Origin of the sequence: Actinoalloteichus sp. AHMU CJ021 (assembly GCF_002895405.1) — a bacterium.
Lineage (GTDB): Bacteria > Actinomycetota > Actinomycetes > Mycobacteriales > Pseudonocardiaceae > Actinoalloteichus_B > Actinoalloteichus_B caeruleus.
Window position 1 is genome coordinate 1124684 of record NZ_CP025990.1, and the last position, 24747, is coordinate 1149430.

The following is a 24747-nucleotide window of genomic DNA, read 5'->3' on the forward strand; positions in this document are numbered from 1 at the left end:
CGTTGGGCTGGTCAGCGGGTCGTGCCGTGCGGCGCGGCCCAGCAAACCACCGCTCGCCCGGAAGGGCAACCAACCAGTTGACCGGTCGCCGCCGGGAACCGGCGAAAGTGACGTGACTCACCGTCACGGCCTACTAAACCGATCCGGTGAAAATTCAAGGTGGTCAACCGGTGACCAATTTCCGAAGAAGGGCTAACGTGTGCTCAGCCGTTCCGCGCTGCTGCGTCTAGCCCGGATGGGGGATCAGCAGCGGGCAGAGTTCACCGCCGAACGTGGGAGTTCGGTGAATCCGAGGAGTCAGCGTGGACACCGCCTCAACCGCGTCCGTCGAGCGCTCGGCGATCCGCAAGGTCGCCGTCCGACTCGTGCCGTTCGTCGCCCTGATGTTCTTCATCAACTACCTGGACCGGACGGCGATCTCCTTCGCCGGGCCCAACGGGATGAACGACGACCTGGCCCTGACAGCGGCCCAGTTCGGCTTCGCCTCCGGCGTCTTCTTCATCGGCTACATCGTGTTGGAGGTCCCGAGCAACATCGCCCTGCACAAGGTGGGCGCGCGGCGCTGGCTCGCCCGCATCATGATCAGCTGGGGCGTCGTCGCGCTGCTGTTCACCTGGGTGCAGAACGCCGAGCAGCTGTACGTGCTGCGGTTCCTGCTCGGTGTCGCCGAGGCGGGCTTCTTCCCCGGCGCGATCCTCTTCCTGAGCCTCTGGGTGCCGACCAAGCACCGCGGCAAGATCCTCGCCCTGTTCTACCTGGCCCAGCCGCTGACCACGGTCATCGGCGCGCCGCTGGCCGGAGCGCTCATCGAGCAGCACGGCGTGTTCTTCGGCCTGGAGGGCTGGCGCTTCATGTTCCTCTGCGTCGCGCTGCCCGCCGTCATCGTCGGCGTGATCACCTGGTTCTACCTGCCCGACCGGCCGGCCGACGCGAAGTGGCTGACCAAGGAGGAGCAGACGTGGCTGACCACCGCCCTCGACAAGGAAGCGAAGGCCAAGTCCGCCGGTGGTGACGGCCAGGGCCACAGCATGAAGGCGGCGTTCACCAACGGCCGGGTGTGGGTGCTGGCCGTCATCTACTTCGGCTTCATCTACGGCCTCTACGCCCTGGCGTTCTTCCTGCCCACCATCATCAGCGGGTTCGAGGAGCAGTTCGGCACGACCTTCGACGTCTTCCAGCGGGGCCTGATCACCGCGATCCCCTACCTGCCGGCGGCCGTCGTCCTCTACCTGTGGTCGCGGGACGCCACCAGGAGGGGCGTCCAGACCTGGCACATCGCGGTCCCCGCCGTCGTCGGTGGTCTGAGCATCCCGCTGGCGTTGTTCATGAACTCCCCGGCCGCCACCGTCGCGGTGATCACCGTCACCGCCTGCGCGATCTTCGCGGCGCTGCCGAACTTCTGGACCGTGCCCTCCCGGTTCCTCACCGGGGCGGCCGCGGCCGCCGGCATCGCGCTGATCAACACCCTGGGCAACATCGCGGGCTTCGCCGCCAGCTACGTGACCGGTTTCCTCAACGACCTCACCGGCTCGTACGTGGTCCCCATGTTCGTGGTCGGCGGGCTGATGGTGCTCTCCGGCGTGCTGATGGTGGCCCTGAGCAGGCGGGGCGCCGTGGACCCCGTGGTCGACGGGACCGTGGACGACGACGCCCCCACCTCGACCCGCGCCGGCGGGCACTGACCGACCCGAGCCGGGCGGGGCCGGCCACCGCCCGCCCGCCTCTCGTTCCCCGCGGTCCGGAGGCCGCCAGCAGATGACTCGACTGTTCAACGACCCGTCCGACTTCGCCGAGGAGTCCCTGGAGGGCTTCGTGGCCGCCCACCGCCGTTGGGTGCGCCGCGTCCCCGGCGGCGTCATCCGCGCCACCCCCCGGGTCCCGGGGAACGTGGCCGTCGTCGTCGGTGGCGGCTCCGGCCACTACCCGGCCTTCGCCGGCCTGGTGGGACAGGGCATGGCGCACGGCGCCGCCGTGGGCAACGTCTTCGCCTCCCCGTCCGCCCAGCAGGTGCACGCCGTGGCCAGGGCCGCCGACAGCGGCGGCGGGGTGCTGCTGTCCTTCGGCAACTACGCCGGGGACGTCCTGCACTTCGGCCAGGCCAGGCAGCGGCTGCTCGACGAGGGCATTCCCTGCGAGGCGGTACCGGTCACCGATGACGTCTCCAGCGCCCCGGCACGGGACCGGGACCGCCGACGTGGCGTCGCCGGCGACCTCGCCGTGTTCAAGGTCGCCTCGGCCGCGGCCGACGCCGGCCTCCCCCTCGCGGAGGTGGCCCGGCTGGCGCGGCTGGCCAACGACCGCACGCGGTCCTTCGGGGTGGCCTTCGACGGCTGCACCCTGCCCGGCTCCACCGAACCGCTGTTCACGGTTCCCGCCGGCCGGATGGCCGTCGGACTGGGCATCCACGGGGAACCGGGTATCGGCGAGCAGCCGATGCCGACCGCCGACGAGCTCGCCGAACTGTTCGTCTCCACCCTGCTCGCCGAACTCCCCCCAGGCGTCGACACCCCCAGGGGACAGCGCGTCGGCGTCATCCTCTCCGGCCTGGGTTCGGTGAAGTACGAGGAGCTGTTCGTCGTCTACCGGCGGGTCGCCCAGCTGCTCGACCGGGCCGGCCTGGAGGTCGTCGACCCGGAGGTCGGCGAACTCGTCACCAGCTTCGACATGGCCGGAGCCTCCCTCACCCTGTTCTGGTTGACCGACGAGCTGGAACCGCTGTGGACGGCCCCGGCCGACAGCCCCGCCCACCGCAAGGGCTCGGTGCCCAGGGTCGAGGGCGCGGACGACGACGAGATCCCCGACCTGGCCCAGGACGTCGTCCCGCCCGCCAGCGAGGAGTCCCGGGCCTCGGCCCGCACCGCGCTGGCCGCCCTGGCCGCCGTGCGGGACACCGTCGAGGAACACGCCGAGGAGTTGGGGCGCATCGACGCGGTGGCCGGTGACGGGGACCACGGCATCGGGATGCGCCGGGGAGCGGCCGGTGGCCTGCGGGCGGCGGAGGAGGCCGCCGCGAGGGACGCGGGGGCCGGGACGCTGCTGGCCAGGGCGGCCGACGCCTGGGCCGACGAGGCCGGCGGCACCTCCGGCGCATTGTGGGGCGTGGCCCTGCGGTCGCTGGCCGCCGTGGTCGGCGACGAGCAGCGGCCCTCCGCGCAGGCGGTCGCCGCCGGGGTCCGCGCCGCGTCGGAGGACGTCATGCGCCTGGGCGGGGCGGTCGTCGGTGACAAGACGATGGTCGACGTCCTGGTGCCCTTCGCCGAGGCCCTGTCCAGCCGGGTCGAGGCCGGGGACGCCCTCGGTGCCGCGTGGGAGGCCGCCGCCGAGGCGGCCGGACGGGCGGCCGAGGGCACGGCCGACCTGGTCCCCCGGATGGGCCGGGCCCGGCCGCTGGCCGAACGCAGCGTGGGCACGCCCGACGCGGGCGCGGTGTCACTGGCCCTGATCGTGCGGGCCGTCCGCGACGTGCTCCCCGACTAGAGCCACCAGACGAGCCCGAGGGGCAGGAAGGAGACGCTGATGAGCGACAGGCTGCGGATCGTCGTCGGTTCCGACGACGCCGGCTACGAGTACAAGGAAGCGCTGCGGAAGGACCTGGAGGCCAACGACCTCGTCGCCTCCGTGCGGGACGTCGGCGTGGACGCCGACAGCCACACCCCCTACCCGAGCGTGGCGATCGCCGCCGCCGAACTGGTGGCCGCCGGGGAGGCCGACCGGGCCCTGCTGGTCTGCGGCACCGGGCTGGGCGTCGCGATCGCCGCGAACAAGGTGAAGGGCGTGCGGGCCGTGACCGCGCACGACAGCTTCTCCGTGGAACGGTCCGTGCTCAGCAACGACGCGCAGATCCTCACCTTCGGCCAACGGGTCGTCGGCCTGGAACTGGCGCGGCGACTGGCCAGGGAGTGGCTGACCTACCGCTTCGACCAGTCGTCCGCCTCGGCGGCGAAGGTCGCGGTGATCGGCGACTACGAGAACACCGGGACGGCCTGAGTGGACGCCAGCGCGGTCACGGTCGGGGTGAGCCTGAAGATGTACTTCGGGCAGGCCAGGACCCTGGACTGGAGCCGTCGGGTCGCCGACCTCGCCCGCACCCACCAGGCCGTGACCAGCGGCCTCGTCGAGATGTTCGCGCTGCCCGCCACCCCGCTGATCCCGCCCGTGCTGGCGGCCTTCGCCGGCACCGGGGTCGGCGTGGGCGCGCAGGACCTGTCCTGGGCCGACTCCGGCGCCTACACCGGCGAGACCAGCGGGACCTTGTTGCGGGAACTGGGCTGCCGCTACGCCGAGGTCGGACACGCCGAACGGCGGCGCCTGTTCGGCGAGGACGACCAGGTCGTCGCCGCCAAGACCGCCGCCGCCCTGCGCAACGGCCTGACCCCCGTGCTGTGCGTCGGGGAACCCGACCGGGTCTCCCCCGCCGAGGCCGCCCGCCGCTGCGTCACCGAACTGGGCGGGCTGCTCGCCGCCGCCGACCAGGACGGCGCACCGGGCCGGGTGGTGGTGGCCTACGAACCGCACTGGGCGATCGGAGCCCCCGAACCCGCCTCCACCGACCACATCGCGACGGTGTGCGCCGCCCTGCGCGAACGGCTCGCCGAGGACGCCGGCCGGGCCGGCAGCCGGGTGATCTACGGCGGCAGCGCCGGCCCCGGTCTGCTCACCGACCTCGGCACCGAGGTCGGCGGGCTGTTCCTCGGCCGCTTCGCCCACGACCCCGACGCCGTCGCCGCGATCCTCGACGAGGCCCTGGCCCTGCACGGCGCGGGGGCACGGGCCCGATGAGCACCAGCACGGCCCCGCCCGTGGAAAGGAGCACGCGATGGCGGTGGGACTGAGCACCTACGCCTACTTCTGGCGGCTGTCCGAGGCCGCGCCCACGCCGGTCACCCTCGCCGAGGCGGTGGCGGAGACCAGGGAACTGGGCGGCGACGTCTTCCAGATCTGCGACCACCCCCCGGTCGAGGGGCTGTCCCCCGGGCAGCTCACCGAGCTCCGCCGGGTCGCCGACGACCTCGGCGTCCGACTCGAACTGGGCACCCGGGGAGTGCGGCCGGAACACCTGCTGCGGTACCTGGACATCGCCGAGGCCCTCGGAGCGACCTTCGTGCGGTCCATGCTGAACACCGCCGACCACCGGCCGACCGTCGAGGAGGCGGTGGCCGCGCTGGGCTCCGCGCTCCCGGCCTTCGAGGAACGCGGCGTCACCCTCGGCCTGGAGACCTACGAACAGGTCTCGACAACCGACCTGCTGCGGGTGGTGAACGCGGTGGACAACCCCCGGCTGGGGGTGTGCCTGGACCCGGCCAACAGCGTCGCCCGCCTCGAACAGCCCACCGACGTCGTCGACCGCACCGCCGACCGGGTGGTGAACATCCACGTCAAGGACTTCACCTTCACCCGGTCACCGGGCTGGGTCGGTTTCTCCCTCACCGGCTGCCCGCTCGGCACCGGTCTCCTCGACTACCACCACATGATCGGCCGGGTCCGACCCGCCGAGAAGAACATCAACCAGATCGTCGAGCACTGGCTGCCGTGGCAGGGCACCTTCGAGGAGACGGCCCGGCTGGAGGACCAGTGGACGCGGCACAACATCGAATTCCTGAGGAGCGAGTGATGGCTACCGAGCAGCTGACCGTCGCGGTCATCGGCGCCGCCGGCAAGATGGGCCTGCGGGTCTCGGCGAACCTGGAGCGGAGCGACTTCCGCGTCCTCTACAGCGAGAACTCCCCGGCCGGGCGGGAACTGCTGGCCGGCAAGGGCCGCGAGGTCATCGACGGCGTCGACGCCGCGAAGGAGAGCGACGTCGTCATCCTGGCCGTGCCCGACATCGTCCTGGGCACGGTGTCCGAAGCGCTGGTGCCGGTGATGCGCCCTGGCGCGATCCTGCTGACCCTCGACCCGGCCGCCGCCTACGCCAAACTGCTGGCCCAGCGGGACGACCTGCACTACGCCGTGGCCCACCCCTGCCACCCCTCGGTGTTCCTGGAGCGCACCACCAAGGAGGAGTGGGCGGACACCTTCGGCGGCATCGCCGCCCCGCAGGAGGTCGTCGCGGCCATCGAGTCCGACGACACCGAACGTCGGGACGTCGCCGAGACGGTCATCCGCACCATGTACGCCCCGGTCGTGGACGTGCACTGGGTGACGGTGAAGCAGCTGGCCGTCCTCGAACCCACCCTGGTCGAGACCATCGCCTGCATGATCGGCTCCCTGCTCAAGGAGGCGTTGGAGGAGACGGTCACCACCGTCGGCGTCCCGGAGCCCGCCGCCAAGGCGATGCTCTACGGCCACACCCAGGTGGCGTTGGCGAACACCCTCAAGGGATCGAACCCGTTCTCCGAGGCCTGCCTGATCGCGATGGACTACGGCCGGGAGACCATCATCAAGGACGACTGGAAGAAGGTCTTCCAGGACGACGAGCTGGACAAGGTCATCGCCAGGATGCTGCGGATCAAGCAGATCAACCGCTGAGCCAGGCCCCCGCGCTCACCACGGGTCGACCGCTGCCCCCGGGTAGTCGATCGACGCGGCCAGCCGCCGTCCTCGGGGAGCCCCCGCGTCACCGCGGGGGCTCCACCGCGTCGTCAGGTCACCCGTTGTCCGGCAGGAGCACCGGCTGGTCCACCACCCACAGCCACGTCCCGTCCTCCTGGCGACGCGCGACCTCCACCGCCATCTCACCGGTGGTCAGCGTCGAGACCGTGAGCGCCAGATCCCCGCTCACCAGCGCGGGGTGTTGCCGGCCCGGCTCGAGCTCCGGGGCGGCCGCGACGAACCGCTCGTACACCTCGCGGATCTCCGCGTGCCCCTTCGAGACGTTGCCCGGTGGGAACGCCAGCACGGCATCCGGCTCGTACAACGCCACCAACCCGTCGACGTCCCCCACGTTGCCGCGCTCGATGAAGTACCTGCCCAGGTCGTTCGGTTCGGTGGCCACTGCCCTGCTTGTCATGGGAACAGCCTCGCAGCGAAACACGACACCTCCTGTCGTGCTTTCCAGTAGGTTTCCCGGGTGCGCGCCGACCGGTTGGTATCGCTGGTGCTGTTGCTGCGGCAACACGGCCGGCTGTCCGCGTCCGCGCTGGCCCGGGAACTCGAGGTGTCCACCCGCACCGTGCTGCGCGACGTCGAGGCGCTGTCCACCGCCGGGGTCCCGATCTACGCCGAACGCGGCCGGCACGGCGGTTTCGCCCTGCTGCCCGGTTTCCGGACCGAACTCACCGGGCTGAACCACGACGAGGCGCTCGCCCTGCTGGTCGTCGGATCGCGGCGCGGCGCGCAGGCCTTCGGCCTCGGGCCGGCGCTCGCCTCGGCGATGCGCAAGGTGGTCGACGCGCTCCCCGAGGGTTCCCGGGCCAGCGCGGCCGGCGCGGTCCAACGGCTGCTCGTCGACCCGGAGACCGATCTCCTCGAACGCCGGCTCGTCGCCGAGGAGGTGGTGCCCACCCCGGTGGTGGCCGAGGTCCGGCGGGCGGTGTTCGCCGGGAGCAGGCTGCGCATCCACTACGCGGCGGCGGAGCAGCCCCCGGCGTGGCGCACGGTGGACCCGATCGGCCTGGTCACCGCCCGGGACCAGGTGTACCTGCTGGCCACCAGGTCCGGCGCGGACCGCACCTACCGGCTGTCCCGGGTCCTGGCCGCCGAGGCGCTCCCCGAACCGGCGCGGCGACCGGACCGGGTCGACCTGGCCGGGGTCTGGCGGGAACGCGGCAGGCGGTTCCGCGCCGGCGGGCAGCAGATCACCGTGCTGGTACGGGTGGACCCGGCGCGGCGCGCCGAGTTGGTGGGCACCGCGGTGGCCGTCCACTCCGAGGACACCGGCCCGGACGGCTGGCCTCGACTGGAGGTGTCCTTCCAGGACGCCAGGCACGCCGAGTGGGCGTTGTGGCGGCTCGCCGCCGACGCGGAAGCCCTGGAGCCCCAGTGGTTGCGGACCTCCCTGCGCGACCGGGCCGCCACCCTCGCCGCCCGCTACGCCACGCCGTCCTGAGCACTGCCGGCCGCGTCACCCGGACGTGGCCAACCCCCGCCGGTCAGCTCGAACGCCCCCACGACACCCGCCGACCACGACCCGGCGCCAGCGCATGGCGGAGCACGGCCCTTCCACCGGGCGACGCCGGCCCACCCGCCCTACCGTGGGCTCGGCGGCGCACAGCGGCGGAGGTGGGGTGGCGGATGGAAGCCGAGATCAGGCTGCGAGTCGACGGCACCACGCACACGCTGCGGGTGGACACCCGCACGTCCCTGCTGGACGCGCTCCGCGACCGGCTCGGGAACACCTCCCCCAAGAAGGGCTGCGACCACGGGCAGTGCGGTTCGTGCACCGTCCTGCTGGACGGCCGGCGGATCACCAGCTGTCTCGCCCTGGCGGTCTCGCACGACGGCGCCGAGGTCACCACCGCCGACGGCCTCGCCCCCGGCGACACGCTCCACCCCGTGCAGCGGGCCTTCCTCGACCAGGACGCCTTCCAGTGCGGCTACTGCACCCCCGGCCAGGTCTGCTCCGTCGTCGGCATGCTCGCCGAGGCCACGGACGGCCGTGCCAGCCACGTCACCGGCGAACTCACCGGCCCCGTCCAACTGACCGACGAGGAGATCCGGGAACGGCTCAGCGGGAACCTCTGCCGCTGCGGCGCCTACGTCAACATCGTCGCCGCCGTGCGCCAGACCCTGGCGGAGGAGGCTCCGTGATCCCCTTCGACTACCACCGGGCCACCGACGTCGAGGACGCCGTGCGCACCGCCACGTCCCGACCGGACGCCACCTACCTGGCCGGCGGCACCAACCTCGTCGACCACCTCCGGCTGGGCATCACCTCCCCCAGCCTGCTCGTCGACGTGTCCCGGCTCCCGTTCGACGACATCGACCCGCTGCCCGACGGCGGCGTCCGGGTGGGAGCCGGGGTCCGCAACAGCGACCTCGCCGCGCACCCCACCATCCGCCGCGACTACCCGATGCTGGCCGCCGCCCTCCTCGCCGGCGCGTCCTGGCAGCTGCGCAACCTCGCCACCACCGGAGGCAACCTGCTCCAGCGCACCCGCTGCGCCTACTTCCAGAACCCGGCGACCCCGTGCAACAAACGGGAACCGGGCTCCGGCTGTTCGGCGCTGGCCGGCTGGCAACGCCACCACGCCATCCTCGGCGCCTCCGAACACTGCGTCGCCGTCCACCCCTCGGACATGGCGGTGCCACTGGCCGCGCTGGACGCCACCGTCCGGCTCACCGGCGCCCACGGGGATCGGGGAGTCCCCCTCACCGCCTTCCACCGGCTCCCCGGCGACGAACCGCGGCGGGACACCGTCCTCGAACACGGCGAACTCATCACCGCCGTCGACCTGCCCCGGTTGCCGCCCACCACCCGGTCGGCCTACCGCAAGGTCCGCGACCGGGCCTCCTACGCGTTCGCGCTGGTCTCCGTCGCCGCCGCGCTGACGGTCACCGACGGCGTCGTCCGGGACGTGCGCATCGCCCTCGGCGGCGTGGCCCACAAACCGTGGCGGGCCACCCGCGCCGAGGAAACCCTCCGGGGCGCCGACGCACGGCCGGCGTCGTTCCGGGCCGCCGCCGAGGCCGAACTCGCCGAGGCCGAACCACTCCCGGGATCCGCGTTCAAGACGACGATGGCCCGCGAGGCGCTGGTCTCCGTGCTGACCGGCCTCGCCGAGGAGGGAGCGCGATGACCGGCACGCCCCCGCCGGCCCCCGCCGAGTCGGGGCGGCCCCGGGAACGGCTCGACGGCCCGGCGAAGGTGGCCGGCCGGGCCCCCTACGCCTACGAACAGCCTGTCGAGGACCCGCTGTTCCTGTTCCCGGTGCGGTCGACGATCGCCCGGGGCCGGGTGCGGTGGGTCGACACCGAGGAGGCGGAGGCCGTGCCCGGGGTGGTGGCGGTCCTCACCCACCTCAACGCGCCCCGGTTGGCTTCCCGAGACGACCTGGAACTGTGGGTGTTGCAGGACGACGAGGTGCGCCACCACGGCCAGTTCGTCGGGGCCGTCATCGCCGGGACGCCCGAGGTGGCCAGGCACGCGGCGAGCCTCGTGAAGGTCGAGTACCAGCGGGAATGGCACGACGTGGTGCTCCGCGCCGACCACCCGGAGCGCTACCGACCCGACCACGTCAACCCGAGCTTCGACACCGACACCTCGCACGGCGACGTCGACGGGGCGCTCGCCGACGCGGCCGCCACCGTCGACCAGACCTACCGGACACCCGTCCAGCACCACGTGCCGATGGAGCCGCACACCACCGTCGTCCGCTGGCCCGGCGCCGCCGACCTCGGCGCGGTCGCCATGTACGACTCCAACCAGGGGGTGTCCCCCATCCGGAAGGTCCTCGCCCCACTGCTCGACCTGGACCCCGAGCAGTTGTGGATCCACTCGCCGCACGTGGGTGGCGCGTTCGGCTCCAAGGCCTCCCCGAAGGCCCACCACGTGCTCACCGCGCTCGCCGCCCGCCTCGTCCCCGGACGCCCGGTGAAGTGCGCGCTCACCCGGCAGCAGATGTTCGGCAACGCCGGGCACCGCACCCCCACCATTCAACGGGTGCGGTTGGGCGCCGACCGGCGGGGACGGCTGACGGCCATCGCCCACGACGTCGTCGAACACACCGCGCGGTTCAAGGAGTTCGCGGAGCAGACCGCCGTCGCCACCCGCACCATGTACGCCGCCGAGCACCGCCGGACCACCCACCGCCTCGTCCCGCTCGACGTCCCGGCACCGGTGATCATGCGCGCACCCGGGGAGGCGCCGGGCATGTTCGCCCTGGAGTCCGCGATGGACGAACTGGCCGTCGCGTTGGGCATGGACCCCGTGGAACTGCGGATTCGCAACGAACCCGACGCCGACCCGGAGAGCGGACTGCCCTTCTCCACCCGCCACCTGGCGCGGTGCCTGCGGGAGGGCGCCACCCGGTTCGGCTGGGCCGACCGCCCGCCCGCCGGGCAGGGCCGCCGGGACGGCGACTGGCTGGTGGGTGTCGGGATGGCCGCCTCGACCTACCCGCTGTTCCCCCAGCAGGGGTCCAGGGCGCGGATCCGCGCCCTGCCCGACGGCCGCCGGCAGGTGGAGATCGCCGCCTCCGACCTGGGCACCGGAACCTGGACCGCGTTGACCCAGATCGCGGCCGACGCGCTCAGGGTGCCGGCGGAGGCCGTCGACCTGGTCATCGGGGACAGCGCGCTGCCCGCGACCGTCGGCGCCGGCGGTTCGTCGGGGTTGAGCATCTGGGGCACCACCGTCGTCGCCGCCGCGCGGGCCTTCCGGGACCGGCACGGCGACGACCCGCCCGCCGGGGCGGAGGTGGTGGGGGAACTGCCGGAGAACACCGCCGTCGGCCGGTACGCGTTGCACGCCTTCGGCGCCCAGTTCGCGGAGGTGCGGGTCGACGCGGTCACCGGCGAGATCAGGGTTCCCCGGATGGTGGGGGTCTTCGACGTCGGACGGGTCATCAACCCGCGCACCGCCCGCTCCCAACTCATGGGCGGCATGACCATGGGGCTGTCCATGGCCCTGCACGAGGAGAGCGTGGTGGACCCCCGGTTCGGGCACGTGGTGAACGGCGACTACGCCGGCTACCACATCCCCACCAACGCCGACGTCGGCGACATCGACGTCAGCTGGCTGGACGAGCCCGACCCCCTGTACAACCCGATGGGCAGCAAGGGGATCGGCGAGATCGGCATCGTCGGCACCGCCGCCGCCATCGCCAACGCCGTGTGGCACGCGACCGGGGTGCGGGTCCGGGACGTGCCCATCACCCCAGACCGCCTGCTCGGCCGCCACCGGTAGCCGCGCCGGGATCGAGCGCCCGCCCCCTGAGCGGGGCCCGGTGGTCGCGCGACCACCGGCCTACCCGTCGGACCGCCCCACGCGACGCGGACGGATCGAGGACCTCATCCGGTCCCCTGGATCCCCGGCCGGACCACGCCAGGGCGCAGCCGCCGCCCACCAACGGCACCCCAGCTCGCCGGTGGACGACGTCCTCGACACGTCCGGGCGACGCTGATCAGCGCCCTCCCCGGAACCGCTCAGAGCACCCGGGCCAGGGACGCCAACGACACGAACGGGTCGCTGCCCACCGGAATGAGCACCGTGCTCGTCACCCCCGCCTCGTGCAGCACGTCCACCCGCCGCCTCGCCTGGTCGGGGGTCCCCACCACGGCCAGCTGCCGCACCCACTCCGCCGGCAGTCGCCGGGCGAACTCGGCGCCGTCCGCGCACCCGTCGCGCAGGGCGACCACCTCGTCGGCGAAGGGCAGCGGCGCCAGGTGGGGCCGCCAGTCGGGTTCGCCGAGGGGCGCCAGGGCGGGGCGGACCGCCGCCACCGCCGCACCCCCGTCGTCGTGGACCACGGCCAGGTTGTAGCCCACCAGCCGGTGGGGGCCGTGCGAGGCGATGCTGCCGAGCGCCGTGCGCGCGTACTCGGGGGACACCGGTTCGGCCAGGACAGTCCCCTCGGCGACCCTCCCGGCCACCGCGAGCGAACGCGGCCCTCGGACCCCGGCGAGCACCGGCGGCGGAACGGCGGGAGGCGTCTCCAACCGGACGCCGTCCAGCCGCACGTGCCGACCAGCCACGTCGACCCGTTCCCCGCGCAGCAGGGCCCGCAGGGCGACCGTGTACTCCTCCAACAGGGTGAGCGGGCTCGCCGGCCACGCCCCGACCTGCCGCATCCAGTCCGGCATGCCGTGACCGACGCCGATGTCGACCCGCCCCGGGAACAACTCCGCCAGCGTCGCCGCCTCCATCGCCGCGAACGCGACGCCGCGGGCACCGACCGGCAGGACCCCGATCCCCACCCGGATGCGGTCGGTCGCGGCGAGCACCGCCCCGGCCTGAGCGAAGCCACCCCGGAAACCGAGGTCCTCGACCACCCACAACTCGCCGAAGCCGAACCGCTCGGCCTCCCTCGCGAAGTCGAGGACCCGGCCGGCTGGCAGGTCGCGGGGCAGCAGCACCCCGGTGGCACGGTCGTCCACGATCATCACCGCTCCTCGATCGCGCCGGGCACCCCGCCCGACATGCTGGTCACCCGGTCCGCGTTCCGGCCGAGGCGTGCCCGACACCGTCATCGTCCTCCGCTGGCGGCCGGGTGGCGCCCGCGGCGAACAGGGCGCAGACCACCAGGACCAGCACGACGATCATCGCGTCCCGCAGGCCGACGTGGTCACCGAGGAAACCCAGCAGCGGCGGGCCGACGAGGAAGGCGACGTACCCGGCGGTGGCCACGGCGCTGACCCGGGCGGTGGCGTCTCCCCCGCCGTCGCCCGCCGCCGAGATCGCCAGCGGGAACCCGAGCGACACCCCCAGGCCCCACACGACCACCGCGCAGGCGGCCACCACCGGGTTGTCGACGAACACCACCGTGGCCAGCCCCACCGCACCGAGGCTGGCGCTGGCCCGCACCACCGCCACCCGGCCGAAGCGCCGAACGACCACCGAACCGCAGAACCTGCCGACGGTCATCGCCGCGACGAACCCCGTGTAGACCAGCGACCCGGACGTCGGGTCGAAGCCGTGCCCGTCGACCATCAGCAGCGGCAACCAGTCGTTCGCGGCGCCCTCCGCGAGGGCGATGGCCAGGGCGACGACGCCGATCAGCAGGATGCGGGAGTCCCGCCACACCTCCCGCTGGCGGCGCGACGCGGCCAGCACGCCCCGGGTGGCCGCCGGTGGACGCTGGCCGAACCCGGCGGGCACCGCGCGCACGGCCAGGACGGCGGCGGTGGCGCACAGCCCGGCCACCCCCGCCAGGTGCACGGCGACGGGGAAGTCGACCGCCGTGAACCAGATCCCGAGGAGCGCGCCGGCGACCGTGCCGAGGCTGAAGGTGCCGTGCAGGGTGGGCAGCAGCGGCCTGCCCTGGAGGCGTTCGACCTCGGCGCCGTCGATGTTCACCGCGATCTCGCCGGCACCCATCCCGAGGCCGAACAGCAGCAGCCCGAGGAAGGCCACCACGGCGGAGGCGAGGAACGCGGCCAGCCCGATGACCGCCAGGCCGGCGATCATGAGCATCATGCTCACCGCCGCGACTCGGCGGGTGCCGTACCGGCGGACGAAGGTGGCGGCCGAGATCACCCCGGTCATCGAGCCGATGGAGAGACCGAACAGCACGAGGCCCATCTGCCCGGTGGTGGCGTCCAGCTGGTCGCGGATAGCGGGCGTCCGGGTCACCCAGGAGGCGAGGGAGATCCCGGGTATCGCGAACAGCACCAGCAACGCGAACCGCCGCCGGGCCGTCTCCCGGTGCTCGGGGGGCACGACGGTCCCCTGCTCGTCAGCAGCCATGACAGCGAGTGCACCTCTCGGTTCCACGGGGCGGGTTCCGGCGGGCGGAGTTCCCAGGACGACACGGGAGTGTACGGTCGTACACACACGCGGTGTACGAGTGTACGCACGAAGCCGTGGACGTGGAGCGGACCTCGGTGACCACAAGCGGTCAGCCCGTTACCCACCGTCCCCGGACAGTGCGATAGGGGCACACCCCGCCGGACCAGCGCGTCGACCGGACGCCGCCGGCCAGACGCGGGCACCAGCGCGGGGACCGCCCCCTCAGCGGACGCGCCGTCCCGCCCCTCCTGCTCCGTGCGGGCTCACCTGGTCCACCGAACGCCCGGACCTCCTGGTTCACTGCGGTCGCGCACCGGCTCCGCCCCTCGCCCGGGTCCGCGGGCCCAGACCTGGATGGCCGGCCCCGCACGGGCTCGCCGAGGGCGCGCGGCCACGTCCGGGAAGAGGGCGCGGCCACGTCCGGGAAAATGCTGCGCCAGGACCGAGGACACCTCGACCGGCGGGAATGGCCCAGGCGGCCGCCGCCAGGGGAGACCACAGGACGATCGGGCCCGCACACCGGGCCGGGGACGGGTGGAGCCATGACGACCAGACGTGTGGACCCCGAACGCCGCGACCGCATCATCACCGCTGCCCTGGACCTCATCGCCGAGGAAGGCGTCGCGGGGACCTCCCACCGCAAGGTCGCCCGGGCGGCGGACGTGCCCCTCGGGTCCATGACCTACCACTTCACCGGCATGGACGAACTGCTCCGCGAGGCCTTCAGCAGGTTCGCGGGCGCCGTCAGCGCGCGGATGGACCACCGGTTGGGCCGGGCCCGCGACCGCGAGGAGGCCAAGGCAGCCATCGCCGACATCATCCACCACCACATCTTCGACACCGCCCGGAACCTCGTCCTGACCCACGAGCTGTACACCCTCGCGGCCCGGAAACCCGCCTTCCGCTCGATCACCCACGACTGGATGCGGCGCACCCGCCACGCCCTCGAACGGCACTTCGACCCCGACACCGCCCGCCAGCTCGACAGCCTCATCGAGGGACTGACCATCCAACACGCCCTGGGCACCGAACCCCTGGAACGAGCGTTCACCGTCGACGCCATCGAACGCATCAGCGGAGGGTCCACTCCCAGCCCCCCTGGTTCTTGAGCGCCCCACCGAATCCGCCCTGGTCACGCCACCGCCCTGGTCCGCCACCGCCCTGGTCCGCCACGCGACAGCGCCCTCGTCGCGCCACGCGACAGCGCCCTGGTCGTCAACCGGGGCGAGATCGCGCTCCGCGTCATCCGCAGCTGCCGGGAACTGGGCATCCGCACCGTCGTGGCCCACTCGACGGCGGACGACGACCCGCCCGCCACGCGGGCCGCCGACGCGTGTGGGTGCGGAACGGACCAGGTCCCGCCCCGCCTCAACCCGGGCCGCGCCACCTACCGTCGCACCACCAACCCGCTGGCGCCCAGCACCACCGCTCGACCCGGTCGACAGCACCCTGAAGCCACGCCCGCCGACCGCCGCCGCGCCTGCGCCCTGCGCGCTCGCCCCCACGTCGCCCGGCCCCCGCGTGGACCTCGCGGTCGCCAACTCCCCCGCTCGGTCCGCAGGACCTCGCCCCCGCAGGCCCTCCCCGCCACGTCGCCGAGCTCCCGCATCGCCCGCGCCTAACGTGCCCCTTCGCGCGGCCGCCGGAAGCCACCGCGTGGCCGGCTCTGCCCCTCGCCCCACCTCCGGCAATCGAAGACGGTGGGCGGAGCGGCACGGTGGGCGAAGCGACGCCGGTCCGAAACCGCCAGTGACCTGGGCGGCGCACACGACCCCGCGACCGCCCCCGGCTCGACTAGGCTCCCGTCGATGAGACGGAAGGCCAGGTCACCGCTGCCGCAGCGCAACGGGTTGGACGCGGCGCGGCTGCGGCTGCCAGCGGACGGCCCGTGGGCGACCCTGCGCGAACACCTCGTCGACCGCCTGCCCCGAGTCGCCCCCGAACGCATCGACGCCCTCTTCCGGGAGGGAGGCTTCGTCGACCACTCCGGGCCGCTCGCCCCGGACAGCCCCTTCGTCCCCCACGCGGTGCTGTGGTTCCACCGCGACCTGCCGGAGGAGGTGCCCGTCCCCTTCGAGATCGGGATCGTGCACCAGGACGAGGACCTGCTGGTGGTCGACAAGCCGCACTTCCTGGCCTCCATCCCCCGGGGCAGGCACATCCTGCAGACCGCGCTCGTGCGCCTCCGCGACGAACTCGACCTGCCCGACCTGGTGCCCGCGCACCGCCTGGACCGGGTGACCGCCGGCCTGCTCATGTTCGTCGTCCGCCCCGAACTCCGGGGGGCGTACCAGACCCTCTTCCGCGACCGCGTGGTGCACAAGGAATACCAGGCCGTCGCGCCGCACGACCCGGCCGTGGAACTGCCCAGGACCGTGCGCTCGCGGATCGTGAAGGAACGCGGCGTCATCACCGCTCAGGAAGTGCCGGGCGCCCCGAACAGCGAGACCCGGATCGAACTCGTCGAGCACCGCGACGGCCTGGGCCGGTACCGGCTGCTCCCGAGCACCGGCCGCACCCACCAACTACGCCTCCACCTCGCCGGGCTTGGCCTGCCCATCCTCGGTGACGACTTCTACCCGATGCTCACCGAGAAACCACTGGACGACTTCACCCGACCACTCCAACTGCTGGCCAAGGCGTTGTCCTTCACCGATCCCGTGACAGGTCGACCACGCCGTTTCGAAAGCCGCCTCACGCTCGGAGCCTGGGACGACTACGAAACCTGGTCCGGGGGCCGACACGACCCGCGCCCCACCTCGTCGGCGAGCCACCCATGAAAGCGGTCTGGATGCTGACCCTTCGGCGCCTCCGCCTACCACTCCCACTCTCCGCGATACCGTGTCTCCGCACCGTGCGCACCGCCTCAGCTCCACCGCCCGGCGGGTCTTCCTCCGCGTGCGAGTCAGCTTCGAGAAGGCCTCGTACGACAGCGAGAAAACGCAGCGGACGACCGCTGGGATGCTCCGACCCACGGGTGAGGAGCAGCCGCAGGTCCGAGTACGATTTGCAGCGAACCCCCCGGGTCTGATGTCAAACCTCGGGTTCGCTGCAAAACAGCCACGAAAAACGCCTCGCGGACAGCCTCCACCTGCGCCTTTACTCTCGGGTCCTCATCGCCCCTAAGAGGGGTCACAACTCCTCCAGCAGCGCGACGACGTCGACGACCTTCGCGTCCTCATCGCCCCTAAGAGGGGTCACAACCCGAGAGGGAGGCCAAGGACGCCGAGAACGCCGCGAGTCCTCATCGCCCCTAAGAGGGGTCACAACATGTTGAACTTGGGGCGCGGCTTGTCCAGGGCCGAGTCCTCATCGCCCCTAAGAGGGGTCACAACTCCACAGGAGAACGTGCCCCAGCGCGGAGTCGGGGGGTCCTCATCGCCCCTAAGAGGGGTCACAACACGAGCACGGCCACCTCAACGTGACCCGGGGGGGACCGTCCTCATCGCCCCTAAGAGGGGTCACAACACCGGGACACCGGGGACGCCTGCGACGCCGACGGGGTCCTCATCGCCCCTAAGAGGGGTCACAACTCGTTGGTGAACGACCAGCTCCGGAGCGTCTCCGGGGTCCTCATCGCCCCTAAGAGGGGTCACAACGGCTCGTACCCGGCGATCCGTTCGACCGGGTACCCGGTCCTCATCGCCCCTAAGAGGGGTCACAACCCGCAACCGAGATCGATTGGTGCCGGCCGCTTGCCGGTCCTCATCGCCCCTAAAAGGGGTCACAACGTGCCGGCCAGGCGCAGCAGCGCCGGCAGGTCCCATGTCCTCATCGCCCCTAAGAAGGGTCACGACGTGCCTCGGCGTGGAGGCGTCACCACGGGGTACCGCCCAGGCTCGCTGGCCCGCTGTCGACGACGATCAGCTTGTCACCCAGGAAGCCGTCCACGTCTGGGCCCAGCCACGACTCGCCTGGTCGAGCACGGTGGAACCTGAAGGTTCCGTTCGTGCTGTTCGCTCCCACGATGCAGCGCACCGCGACGGGCTCGGGCAGCGCACGGACAAGCCGCACGACCTCCAGGGCGAAGCCCAACCCGTGCCGCGACATCCGCACCTGGTCCGCCTCGCTGATCACCGGCTCGCCGTCCTCCAGGCATCCGACATCGACGGGAACCACGTCATCCAGGTGGATCTCGTTCGTCGCGCACTCCCATGCGGTCAGATCCTCGGTAGCGGCGTGGGGTGCGTGAGCACGGGTCGCGCGTCGGGCGAAGACCAGGGCCGGGCCGGCCCGCACGATGCCCTCGTCCAGCACCTCGCGCAGCTCGGGAGCCAACTCCGCCACTGGGGTCGCGCCCGCCAGGCCTCCCGGCTCCAGGGCGCGGACCGCCACCTCGTTCATCCGGATGTTGAGCACGGAGCAGAGCCTGCCAGGGACACGCCGAAGGACGCACGCGAAGACCGGCCTGCTGCTGACCGGCACCGGATGCGCGCGATGACCTTCCCCCTCCCCGTGGGCCACGCCTGGGTCGCCTACGCGCCAGGACGTCGAAGCCGGAAGGGGACGGCCTCCTTCGAGGGAGCCATCCGCTGTCGCGCCAGGCCTGGTCCCGCTCGTTCCAGCCAGGTCCCGAACGCCATCGCCGACCGTCCTTCGACGATGGCGAGCGGGCACCGGACCGGTGACCGGGTGCGGTCGATGACGATGGTGACGTCCGCGTCGCCGCTTCGCGTGTGCCGACGGCGGTGTTCGTCGACCCCTGAGAACCGCCACCCCGTCGCGGCGAGCCGAGGCCTCGATCAGGATTAGCCTGCCCTCCTGCGGTGGCATGGCGTCGGCGGCGGTGTGCCAGAACCCCCAACTCCCGACGACGCGGTCAGGGGCGGGTGCTGACGGGCGACCCGGACCAGTGCCCAGGCCAGGCCTCCGGGGAGCGCGCTTCGCCCACTGGGACCGGCGGACCGTGGTCACGGGTGGTGGGGCGCCACCCGAAGGACGGGTGCGCGTGCCGCGTGTGACGGTGTCTCGCGGGGCACCGAAGGGCCGCATCACCGCCACCTGGCGAACGTCGACGTTCATCCCGACCTCGATGCCGCGTGCGACGGTCCTACCGAGCGATGTTCGGCAGCGGGGGCGTCAGGTGAGCAGGCGACGGCGGTAGCCCTCGGCGACCGCCGAGGCGCGATCACGAACGCCGAGTTTGTCGTAGATGTGTTGCAGGTGGGTCTTGATGCTCGCTTCGCCGATGAACAGGGCCGTGGCGGCCTCCCGATTCGAACTGCCGTTCGCGACCAACTGGAGTACCTCCCTCTCCCGGTCGGTCAGGGTGCCCCGGCCGGGCCTCCGAACCTGGCCCATGAGGTGGTGGGTCACCGACGGCGCGAGCACCGGCTCGCCGCGCGCTGCCGCACGGACGGCGCGCGTCAGTTCGTCGGGCAGCGCGTCCTTCAGGAGGTATCCGGTGGCGCCCGCCTCGATCGCCGGCAGCACGTCGCTCTCGCTGTCGAAGGTGGTCAGGATCAGCACGCGGGTGTTCGGGGACCGCTCCCGCAGGGCGGCGGTCGCGGCGACGCCGTCCATGCCCGGCATTCGGAGGTCCATGAGCACCACGTCCGCTGCCAGCCGCTCCGCACGTTCGATGCCCTCGGCGCCGTCCCCGGCCTCACCGACCACGAGGATGTCCTCGGCGTCCGCGAAGGTGTCGCGAAGACCGCCCCTCACGATCGGGTGGTCGTCGACGACTACCAGACGAATCATCCGTCGGTCTCCCCCTTCGCTCCCGTGCCGCCGGGGGCGATCGCCGGCACGCGCGCACTGACGGATGTCCCTTCACCCGGTGCGCTCTGCACCTCCACGTGACCGCCGACCCCTCTGATGCGCTGGCGCATGCTCGTCAGTCCGAAGCCGGTGCCGACCCCGTTCGTGAAGCCTCGTCCATCATCCCGGACGTCCAGCAGCACCTCGGTGCCCGTGTATGACAGGGTGACACCGACACGCGAGGCCTCCGCGTGCTTGGCCACGTTGGTCAGTGACTCCTGCGCGACCCGGAAGAGCGACACCTCGATCGCCGGGCTCAGTGGCTCTCGGGTGCCGGTGACCTCCACCTGTGTCCTGATCCCCTGGTCCTCCGACCATCGCTCGGTCAGGGTGCGGAGCGCGTCGGGGAGGTGCGCTCGCCCGAGTTCCTGGGGGGCGAGTGCCCGCACGGACCGTCTGGCCTCGGTCAGGCTGTCGCGCGCGAGCCGCAGTGCGCGCGCGACGTGCTCCTCCGCCTCGCCCGGCGCACGCGCGGAACGCTCCGCCGCCTGGAGCTGCGTGATGATGCCGGCGAGCCCCTGGGCCAGCGTGTCGTGGATCTCGCCGGCCAGTCGCTGCCGCTCGTCCTGCGCCCCGGATTCACGGGCCTGGGCGACGAGTTGCGCGTGGAGCCCGGCGTTCTCGTGCAGTGCCGCTTCGAGGCGCTCGACGAGTTCCTCCCGCCTGCGTTCCTCGGGTTCGGTGTGCGCCGTCAGCAGGATGCCCACCCCGATCGCCGCCGTCTGCACGGCGACGATCAGGATGAACTCCGCGAGCACGTCGGGGGCCGGGTGAGCCCATACGCGCATGACCGAGCCGTTGAGGGCAACGGAGGTGGCCAGGACTCCGAGCACCCCCAACGGCCACGGCCTGAGCAGGTAGGCGTGGAAGAAGCCCGCGATGATGAAGACGAGGAAGATGTCGGAGTACGTCATGAGGGTGACGCACGACGCCAGCAGCCCGACGAGGTAGATGCCCGCCGACGTGGGCCGCAGCGTCCTCCTCCTGATGGGCAGGGTGTGACCGAACAGCACCCACAGCACCGAGATCGCGACCAGCCCGAGGACGGCCGGACCGTCGGGCCAGAAGGGTTCACCGGAGGTGGGGAGCACCCACGAGAAGTGGATCGCGGTCGAGATCGCCAGCAGCAGCCACGGGCTGACCAACTGCAGGAGGTCCCAGACCCGGAGCTGCTCCGCTTTCCAGGCCAACCGGGAGCGGTTCGCGATCGCCGCCTCTTGGCTGATGGCGGACTCGTGCGCCGCGAAGTTCAGCCGCTCACCCGTGCCGGCGTCCCTCGTCATCGACATCTACTCCCAGCGGAAGAGCTTGGCGGCGACCGCGCTCGCGGTCACCGCGATACCCGCCATCACGGCGATCTGCGGCCAGAAGGGCTGCCCACCAGCTGTGGCGGTGATCTGGCCCGCTTCGGCGGACCACGCCGCGGTGAGGGCCTGCAGCCCCGGCGGTATGAACTCTCCGACCTCGCGCAGCACGTCGGGCATGACGACACGGGGCAGGAAGGCTCCCCCGAAGAACATCAGCGCGACGAACAGGAGGGTACCGAGCTGGTTCGCGGCACTGCTCGTTCGGACCACCGCGGCGGACACCATGCCGAGCCCGAGCAGCGCCGCGTAGCCGACGACGAAGGCGACGACGAACTCCAGGGGTCGTTCGGGCGGTGCGATGTCCAGTACCGCCCACGCGAGGAAGGTCATGAGCGCCGCGGAAACGACCACGGAGGAGAGCGCGACGATCATCTGCGCGAGCAGGACTCCCCTCGGATGCGCGGGAGTGGTCGACAGCCTGCGGAGGATGCCGCGCTCCCGGTACGTCGCTGTCACCGCTGGGACGTGCTGCACGGCGATCATCACCATCCCGAACACCAGTGCGGTCGGCGCCCAGATGTCGATGTCCCGGAGCCCGCCGGTTTCCGGCGACGGCTCCCTGAGCGCCGGGATGGCACCCAGGCCGAGCAGCAGTCCCGTCGGGAACAGCACACCGAAGATGACGGTGGCGGAATCTCGGAGGAAGAGCTTCCCCTCGACCTTGACCATCTTCAGGAGGGCACGCATCAGCCGACCCTCCTCGTGGAGTTCCCCGGGGACTCGGGAGCGCGTCCGGTGAAGGCCACGAACGCATCGTCGAGGTTGCGCTGGTCGACGCGGAGATCCTCGGCCACGACCCGCGCCCTGGCGAGGGCCCCGGCGACGCTGCTCAGGAGCTGCCCCCTGCCGGTGACCAGCCAGCGGCCCTCGGTGATCTCGACATCGGTCACGTCGGGAAGATCGGTCAGAACACTCCTGTCCAGCGGTTGGGACACGCGGAACCGGACCTGCCGCGCCCCGCTCGACCGCGCGATCAGCCCAGCCGGTGTGTCCACCGCGGCGACCCGGCCACCGTTGATGACGGCGATCCGGTCGCTGAGGCGTTCCGCCTCATCCATGAAGTGCGTGACGAGGAGGATCGTGACGCCCGTGTCGCGAACCCGCTCGATGAGGCTCCAGGTGTCGCGTCTCGCCTGCGGGTCCAGTCCCGTCGTGAGCTCGTCCAGAATCGCGACTTCCGGGTTGCCGACCAGGGCGAGCGCGATCGAAAGCCGCTGCTTCTGCCCGCCGGAGAGGGCTTTGTACTGGGTGTCGCGCTTCTCGGTGAGCCCGAGGAGCTCCATGAGCTCGCGCCAGTCGGCGGGGTTCCGGTAGAAGGAGCTGTGGAGCTCGAGGGCTTCGGCGACCTTGATCGCGTCCGGGAAGCTGCTCTCCTGGAGTTGCACGCCGAGTCGCTCACGCACCTCCGCCCGGTCCTTGGTCGGATCGAGCCCCAGCACGGAGAGCGAGCCGGAGTCGGGCGTTCGCAGGCCGGCGATGCTCTCGACGGTCGTCGTCTTGCCGGCGCCGTTGGGCCCGATGATGCCGAAGATCTCCCCCTTCTCGACAGTGAAGGAGACGTCGTCGACGGCGACGTGCTGCCCGTAGCGCTTGTGCAGGTTCCGTACTTCCAGTGCGGTCACACCGCGAAGTCTCGGGCGCGCCTCGCCTCGCCACATCGACCGTGGCGTCCGCGCTCGGGTTGATTCGTGCCTCCACCGTTCGGTGGATCCACGGCGACCCGCGGAGGGCCCGAAGCCCTGGTGGTCGTCGCGTGACCTGGCACCGCGACCCGCTGCCGGCCTGGAGAACGGAGGTGGAACCGAATGATCGACCTCCTACGCCGGACTCACTTCTCAGATGAACTCAACGTCGGTCGCGGCGTGGTCGTTCCCGCGCACGCGGGGCTGTTCCAGGGGGAGGAATGACGCCAGAGGTGATCGTGCCGTCGTCCCCGCGCACGCGGGGCTGTTCCGGAAGCCTGATCCTTGTACCGTACTGGATTTGTTGGAGGCCCTGCACCCCAGGAAGGATGAGGAGCATGGGTTCCGCGAAGAAATACCCCCAGGAGTTGCGGCGACGCGCGGTGGAGATGGTCCGGGAACTGGAGGGGCAGTGGGGACCCGGACGTGGAGCCATCGCCCGGGTAGCCGACCAACTCGGAGTGCACCCCGAGGCCCTGCGGTACTGGGTCCGCAGCGGTGAACCCAGCACCGACACCGGCTCGGCGGACTCCACGAATACCGGGGAGTCGGACCGGGACCGGATCGCACGGCTGGAACGGGAAAACGCCGAACTCCGCCGATCCAACGAAATCCTCAAGGCTGCCTCGGCTTTTTTCGCCCGGGAGATGGACCCCCGCCCACCGAGCTGACCGAGTTCGTCGACCACCACCGGGACCGGTTCCCCGTGGAAGTATCCTGCCGCACAGTAGGGCTGAGCGTGTCCACCTACTACGCGATTCGCAACCGACGGACGAACCCCTCCGCCCGGCACCGCCGCGACCGGGAACTCGTTGCGGTGATCCGCCGGATTTGGGAGGACTCGCACCGGCTCTACGGGGCACGCAAGGTCTGGGCGGCACTGCACCGCCAAGGCGTGACCGTGGGCCGCTGCACCGTGGAACGGCTGATGCGGTCCGAGGCCATGACCGGGCTGGTCACCCGGTCCCGCCGGCCGCGGTCGATGCTGCCCGGGCAGGTCGAGGGCCAGCCCGGTGACCTGGTCGAGCGGGTGTTCCGGGCACCGAGGCCGAACCAGTTGTGGGTCACGGATCTGACCTACGTTCGGCTCGGGGAGAGTCGGTTCGTGTATTCGGCGTTGGTCGTGGACGCGTTCTCGCGGGCGATTGTGGGGTGGCAGGTGTCGGATACCGCTGATACGTCGCTGGCGTTGGATGCGTTGGATATGGCGCTGTGGGCGCGGAGGAGTCGTCTGTCTCCTGGTTTGGTGGCTCATTCCGACCGGGGGGTGCAGTACACGGCGTTGCGTTACAGTCAGCGGTTGAGCCGGTCGGGGATCGCGCGGTCGATTGGGCGGCGAGGTGATTCCTACGATAATGCGCCGGCGGAGTCGGTCTACGCGTTGTACAAGAAGGAGCTGATTTACCGGAAAGGCCCGTGGAAGGGGGTTGCGGACGTCCGCGCTGCTACTGCCGAGTGGATTCACTGGTACAACCACCACAGGCTGCACAGTTGGTGTGGGAATAGGCCACCGCTGGAATACGAGCAACGAAACCGGCGACAGGCCATGGCAGCAGACGGGAGGGAACGCCACTGATCCATTGCCGAGAGTGTCAATCGAGTGCGATCCCGG

Annotated in this window: 24 protein-coding genes and 1 CRISPR repeat array; of the genes, 15 read left to right on the plus strand and 9 right to left on the minus strand. The window is 71.8% G+C overall.

Annotated features, from left to right (window positions below; translation table 11 throughout):
* Positions 1–302 precede the first annotated feature (302 nt).
* The 6 genes from C1701_RS04340 to C1701_RS04365 all read left to right on the plus strand — a co-directional run bounded on the left by C1701_RS04340 (position 303) and on the right by C1701_RS04365 (position 6468).
* Positions 303–1682, plus strand: a complete 1380-nt coding sequence (locus C1701_RS04340; protein ID WP_103055578.1) for an MFS transporter — start codon at positions 303–305, stop codon at positions 1680–1682.
* A gap of 73 nt (positions 1683–1755) precedes the next feature.
* The gene (locus tag C1701_RS04345; RefSeq protein ID WP_103055579.1) at positions 1756–3477 is read left to right on the plus strand and encodes a dihydroxyacetone kinase family protein; all 1722 of its coding nucleotides are present in this window, start codon (positions 1756–1758) and stop codon (positions 3475–3477) included.
* A gap of 39 nt (positions 3478–3516) precedes the next feature.
* On the plus strand, positions 3517–3987 hold the full coding sequence (locus tag C1701_RS04350) for a ribose-5-phosphate isomerase (protein ID WP_026418416.1): 471 nt from the start codon (positions 3517–3519) through the stop codon (positions 3985–3987).
* Positions 3988–4779, plus strand: a complete 792-nt coding sequence (locus tag C1701_RS04355; protein WP_103055580.1) for a triose-phosphate isomerase family protein — start codon at positions 3988–3990, stop codon at positions 4777–4779. It abuts the gene before it with no gap.
* 37 nt (positions 4780–4816) lie between these two features.
* Positions 4817–5611 (plus strand): sugar phosphate isomerase/epimerase family protein, encoded by a 795-nt coding sequence (locus C1701_RS04360; protein WP_103055581.1) that lies wholly within the window; start codon positions 4817–4819, stop codon positions 5609–5611.
* A complete protein-coding gene (locus C1701_RS04365; protein ID WP_026418413.1) occupies positions 5611–6468 on the plus strand; it encodes a phosphogluconate dehydrogenase C-terminal domain-containing protein in 858 nt (285 codons plus the stop codon). Before C1701_RS04360 ends, C1701_RS04365 begins: the two co-directional genes overlap by 1 nt.
* 118 nt (positions 6469–6586) lie before the next feature.
* On the opposite strand, the gene C1701_RS04370 is transcribed toward C1701_RS04365, so the two are convergent.
* A complete protein-coding gene (locus C1701_RS04370; protein ID WP_103055582.1) occupies positions 6587–6934 on the minus strand; it encodes a YybH family protein in 348 nt (115 codons plus the stop codon).
* Positions 6935–7009: 75 nt separating this feature from the next.
* On the opposite strand from C1701_RS04370, the gene C1701_RS04375 reads away from it, so the two are divergent.
* The 4 genes from C1701_RS04375 to C1701_RS04390 all read left to right on the plus strand — a co-directional run bounded on the left by C1701_RS04375 (position 7010) and on the right by C1701_RS04390 (position 11785).
* Entirely contained in the window at positions 7010–7987 is a 978-nt protein-coding gene (locus C1701_RS04375; RefSeq protein WP_103055583.1) for a helix-turn-helix transcriptional regulator, read from the plus strand.
* 185 nt (positions 7988–8172) lie between these two features.
* A complete protein-coding gene (locus C1701_RS04380) occupies positions 8173–8688 on the plus strand; it encodes a (2Fe-2S)-binding protein (RefSeq protein ID WP_030106499.1) in 516 nt (171 codons plus the stop codon).
* Positions 8685–9677 carry an FAD binding domain-containing protein gene (locus C1701_RS04385; RefSeq protein ID WP_026418409.1) on the plus strand — a complete coding sequence of 331 codons (993 nt, stop codon included), beginning with the start codon at positions 8685–8687 and terminating at the stop codon, positions 9675–9677. The genes C1701_RS04380 and C1701_RS04385 overlap by 4 nt, the downstream gene beginning before the upstream one ends.
* Positions 9674–11785, plus strand: coding sequence for a xanthine dehydrogenase family protein molybdopterin-binding subunit (locus C1701_RS04390; RefSeq protein WP_103055584.1), 2112 nt, complete (start codon positions 9674–9676; stop codon positions 11783–11785). Before C1701_RS04385 ends, C1701_RS04390 begins: the two co-directional genes overlap by 4 nt.
* 239 nt (positions 11786–12024) lie before the next feature.
* Here C1701_RS04390 and C1701_RS04395 read toward each other — a convergent pair whose 3' ends face one another.
* The gene (locus tag C1701_RS04395; protein ID WP_030225725.1) at positions 12025–12981 is read right to left on the minus strand and encodes an LLM class flavin-dependent oxidoreductase; all 957 of its coding nucleotides are present in this window, start codon (positions 12979–12981) and stop codon (positions 12025–12027) included.
* Between the two features lie 43 nt (positions 12982–13024).
* Positions 13025–14284: an MFS transporter gene (locus tag C1701_RS04400; protein ID WP_103055585.1), complete on the minus strand. Its 1260-nt coding sequence runs from the start codon at positions 14282–14284 to the stop codon at positions 13025–13027.
* Between the two features lie 584 nt (positions 14285–14868).
* Between C1701_RS04400 and C1701_RS04405 the strand changes: the two genes are divergently transcribed.
* Positions 14869–15435: a TetR/AcrR family transcriptional regulator gene (locus C1701_RS04405; protein ID WP_026418406.1), complete on the plus strand. Its 567-nt coding sequence runs from the start codon at positions 14869–14871 to the stop codon at positions 15433–15435.
* A gap of 23 nt (positions 15436–15458) precedes the next feature.
* Here C1701_RS04405 and C1701_RS28080 read toward each other — a convergent pair whose 3' ends face one another.
* Positions 15459–15596, minus strand: coding sequence for a hypothetical protein (locus tag C1701_RS28080; protein ID WP_443098144.1), 138 nt, complete (start codon positions 15594–15596; stop codon positions 15459–15461).
* Between C1701_RS28080 and C1701_RS28085 the strand changes: the two genes are divergently transcribed.
* Together C1701_RS28085 and C1701_RS04415 are read left to right on the plus strand one after the other, a co-directional pair.
* Positions 15589–15948 (plus strand): hypothetical protein, encoded by a 360-nt coding sequence (locus C1701_RS28085; RefSeq protein WP_443098155.1) that lies wholly within the window; start codon positions 15589–15591, stop codon positions 15946–15948. The two genes, C1701_RS28080 and C1701_RS28085, sit on opposite strands and share 8 nt — an antisense overlap.
* A gap of 186 nt (positions 15949–16134) precedes the next feature.
* Complete coding sequence (locus C1701_RS04415) at positions 16135–17106, plus strand: RluA family pseudouridine synthase (RefSeq protein WP_103055587.1); 972 nt, start codon at positions 16135–16137, stop codon at positions 17104–17106.
* Between the two features lie 329 nt (positions 17107–17435).
* Positions 17436–18123: direct repeats of the CRISPR family, unit length 30 nt; unit sequence GTCCTCATCGCCCCTAAGAGGGGTCACAAC.
* 19 nt (positions 18124–18142) lie between these two features.
* On the opposite strand, the gene C1701_RS04420 is transcribed toward C1701_RS04415, so the two are convergent.
* The 5 genes from C1701_RS04420 to C1701_RS04440 all read right to left on the minus strand — a co-directional run bounded on the left by C1701_RS04420 (position 18143) and on the right by C1701_RS04440 (position 23075).
* Positions 18143–18685, minus strand: coding sequence for a hypothetical protein (locus C1701_RS04420; RefSeq protein ID WP_245588749.1), 543 nt, complete (start codon positions 18683–18685; stop codon positions 18143–18145).
* Between the two features lie 720 nt (positions 18686–19405).
* Complete coding sequence (locus C1701_RS04425) at positions 19406–20026, minus strand: response regulator (protein ID WP_026418394.1); 621 nt, start codon at positions 20024–20026, stop codon at positions 19406–19408.
* A complete protein-coding gene (locus C1701_RS04430) occupies positions 20023–21369 on the minus strand; it encodes a sensor histidine kinase (RefSeq protein WP_103056968.1) in 1347 nt (448 codons plus the stop codon). Before C1701_RS04430 ends, C1701_RS04425 begins: the two co-directional genes overlap by 4 nt.
* A gap of 6 nt (positions 21370–21375) precedes the next feature.
* On the minus strand, positions 21376–22140 hold the full coding sequence (locus C1701_RS04435) for an ABC transporter permease (protein WP_337662138.1): 765 nt from the start codon (positions 22138–22140) through the stop codon (positions 21376–21378).
* Complete coding sequence (locus C1701_RS04440) at positions 22140–23075, minus strand: ABC transporter ATP-binding protein (protein WP_035275487.1); 936 nt, start codon at positions 23073–23075, stop codon at positions 22140–22142. Before C1701_RS04440 ends, C1701_RS04435 begins: the two co-directional genes overlap by 1 nt.
* Positions 23076–23473: 398 nt before the next feature.
* On the opposite strand from C1701_RS04440, the gene C1701_RS04445 reads away from it, so the two are divergent.
* Together C1701_RS04445 and C1701_RS04450 are read left to right on the plus strand one after the other, a co-directional pair.
* Entirely contained in the window at positions 23474–23806 is a 333-nt protein-coding gene (locus tag C1701_RS04445; protein WP_337662139.1) for a transposase, read from the plus strand.
* A 35-nt stretch (positions 23807–23841) separates the two neighbouring features.
* A complete protein-coding gene (locus C1701_RS04450) occupies positions 23842–24711 on the plus strand; it encodes an IS3 family transposase (RefSeq protein WP_103055589.1) in 870 nt (289 codons plus the stop codon).
* Positions 24712–24747: the final 36 nt, after the last annotated feature.

Bases quoted from the DNA above. Each gene is read 5' to 3' on its own strand.
- C1701_RS04445 (WP_337662139.1), top strand. From the start codon at position 23,474: ATGGGTTCCGCGAAGAAATACCCCCAGGAGTTGCGGCGACGCGCGGTG.
- C1701_RS04435 (WP_337662138.1), bottom strand. From the start codon at position 22,140: ATGCGTGCCCTCCTGAAGATGGTCAAGGTCGAGGGGAAGCTCTTCCTC.
- C1701_RS04390 (WP_103055584.1), top strand. From the start codon at position 9,674: ATGACCGGCACGCCCCCGCCGGCCCCCGCCGAGTCGGGGCGGCCCCGG.
- C1701_RS04415 (WP_103055587.1), top strand. From the start codon at position 16,135: ATGAGACGGAAGGCCAGGTCACCGCTGCCGCAGCGCAACGGGTTGGAC.
- C1701_RS04395 (WP_030225725.1), bottom strand. From the start codon at position 12,981: ATGATCGTGGACGACCGTGCCACCGGGGTGCTGCTGCCCCGCGACCTG.
- C1701_RS04365 (WP_026418413.1), top strand. From the start codon at position 5,611: ATGGCTACCGAGCAGCTGACCGTCGCGGTCATCGGCGCCGCCGGCAAG.
- C1701_RS04430 (WP_103056968.1), bottom strand. From the start codon at position 21,369: ATGACGAGGGACGCCGGCACGGGTGAGCGGCTGAACTTCGCGGCGCAC.
- C1701_RS28080 (WP_443098144.1), bottom strand. From the start codon at position 15,596: ATGCCCAGTTCCCGGCAGCTGCGGATGACGCGGAGCGCGATCTCGCCC.
- C1701_RS04400 (WP_103055585.1), bottom strand. From the start codon at position 14,284: ATGGCTGCTGACGAGCAGGGGACCGTCGTGCCCCCCGAGCACCGGGAG.
- C1701_RS04345 (WP_103055579.1), top strand. From the start codon at position 1,756: ATGACTCGACTGTTCAACGACCCGTCCGACTTCGCCGAGGAGTCCCTG.
- C1701_RS04425 (WP_026418394.1), bottom strand. From the start codon at position 20,026: ATGATTCGTCTGGTAGTCGTCGACGACCACCCGATCGTGAGGGGCGGT.
- C1701_RS04380 (WP_030106499.1), top strand. From the start codon at position 8,173: ATGGAAGCCGAGATCAGGCTGCGAGTCGACGGCACCACGCACACGCTG.
- C1701_RS04360 (WP_103055581.1), top strand. From the start codon at position 4,817: ATGGCGGTGGGACTGAGCACCTACGCCTACTTCTGGCGGCTGTCCGAG.
- C1701_RS04350 (WP_026418416.1), top strand. From the start codon at position 3,517: ATGAGCGACAGGCTGCGGATCGTCGTCGGTTCCGACGACGCCGGCTAC.
- C1701_RS04405 (WP_026418406.1), top strand. From the start codon at position 14,869: ATGACGACCAGACGTGTGGACCCCGAACGCCGCGACCGCATCATCACC.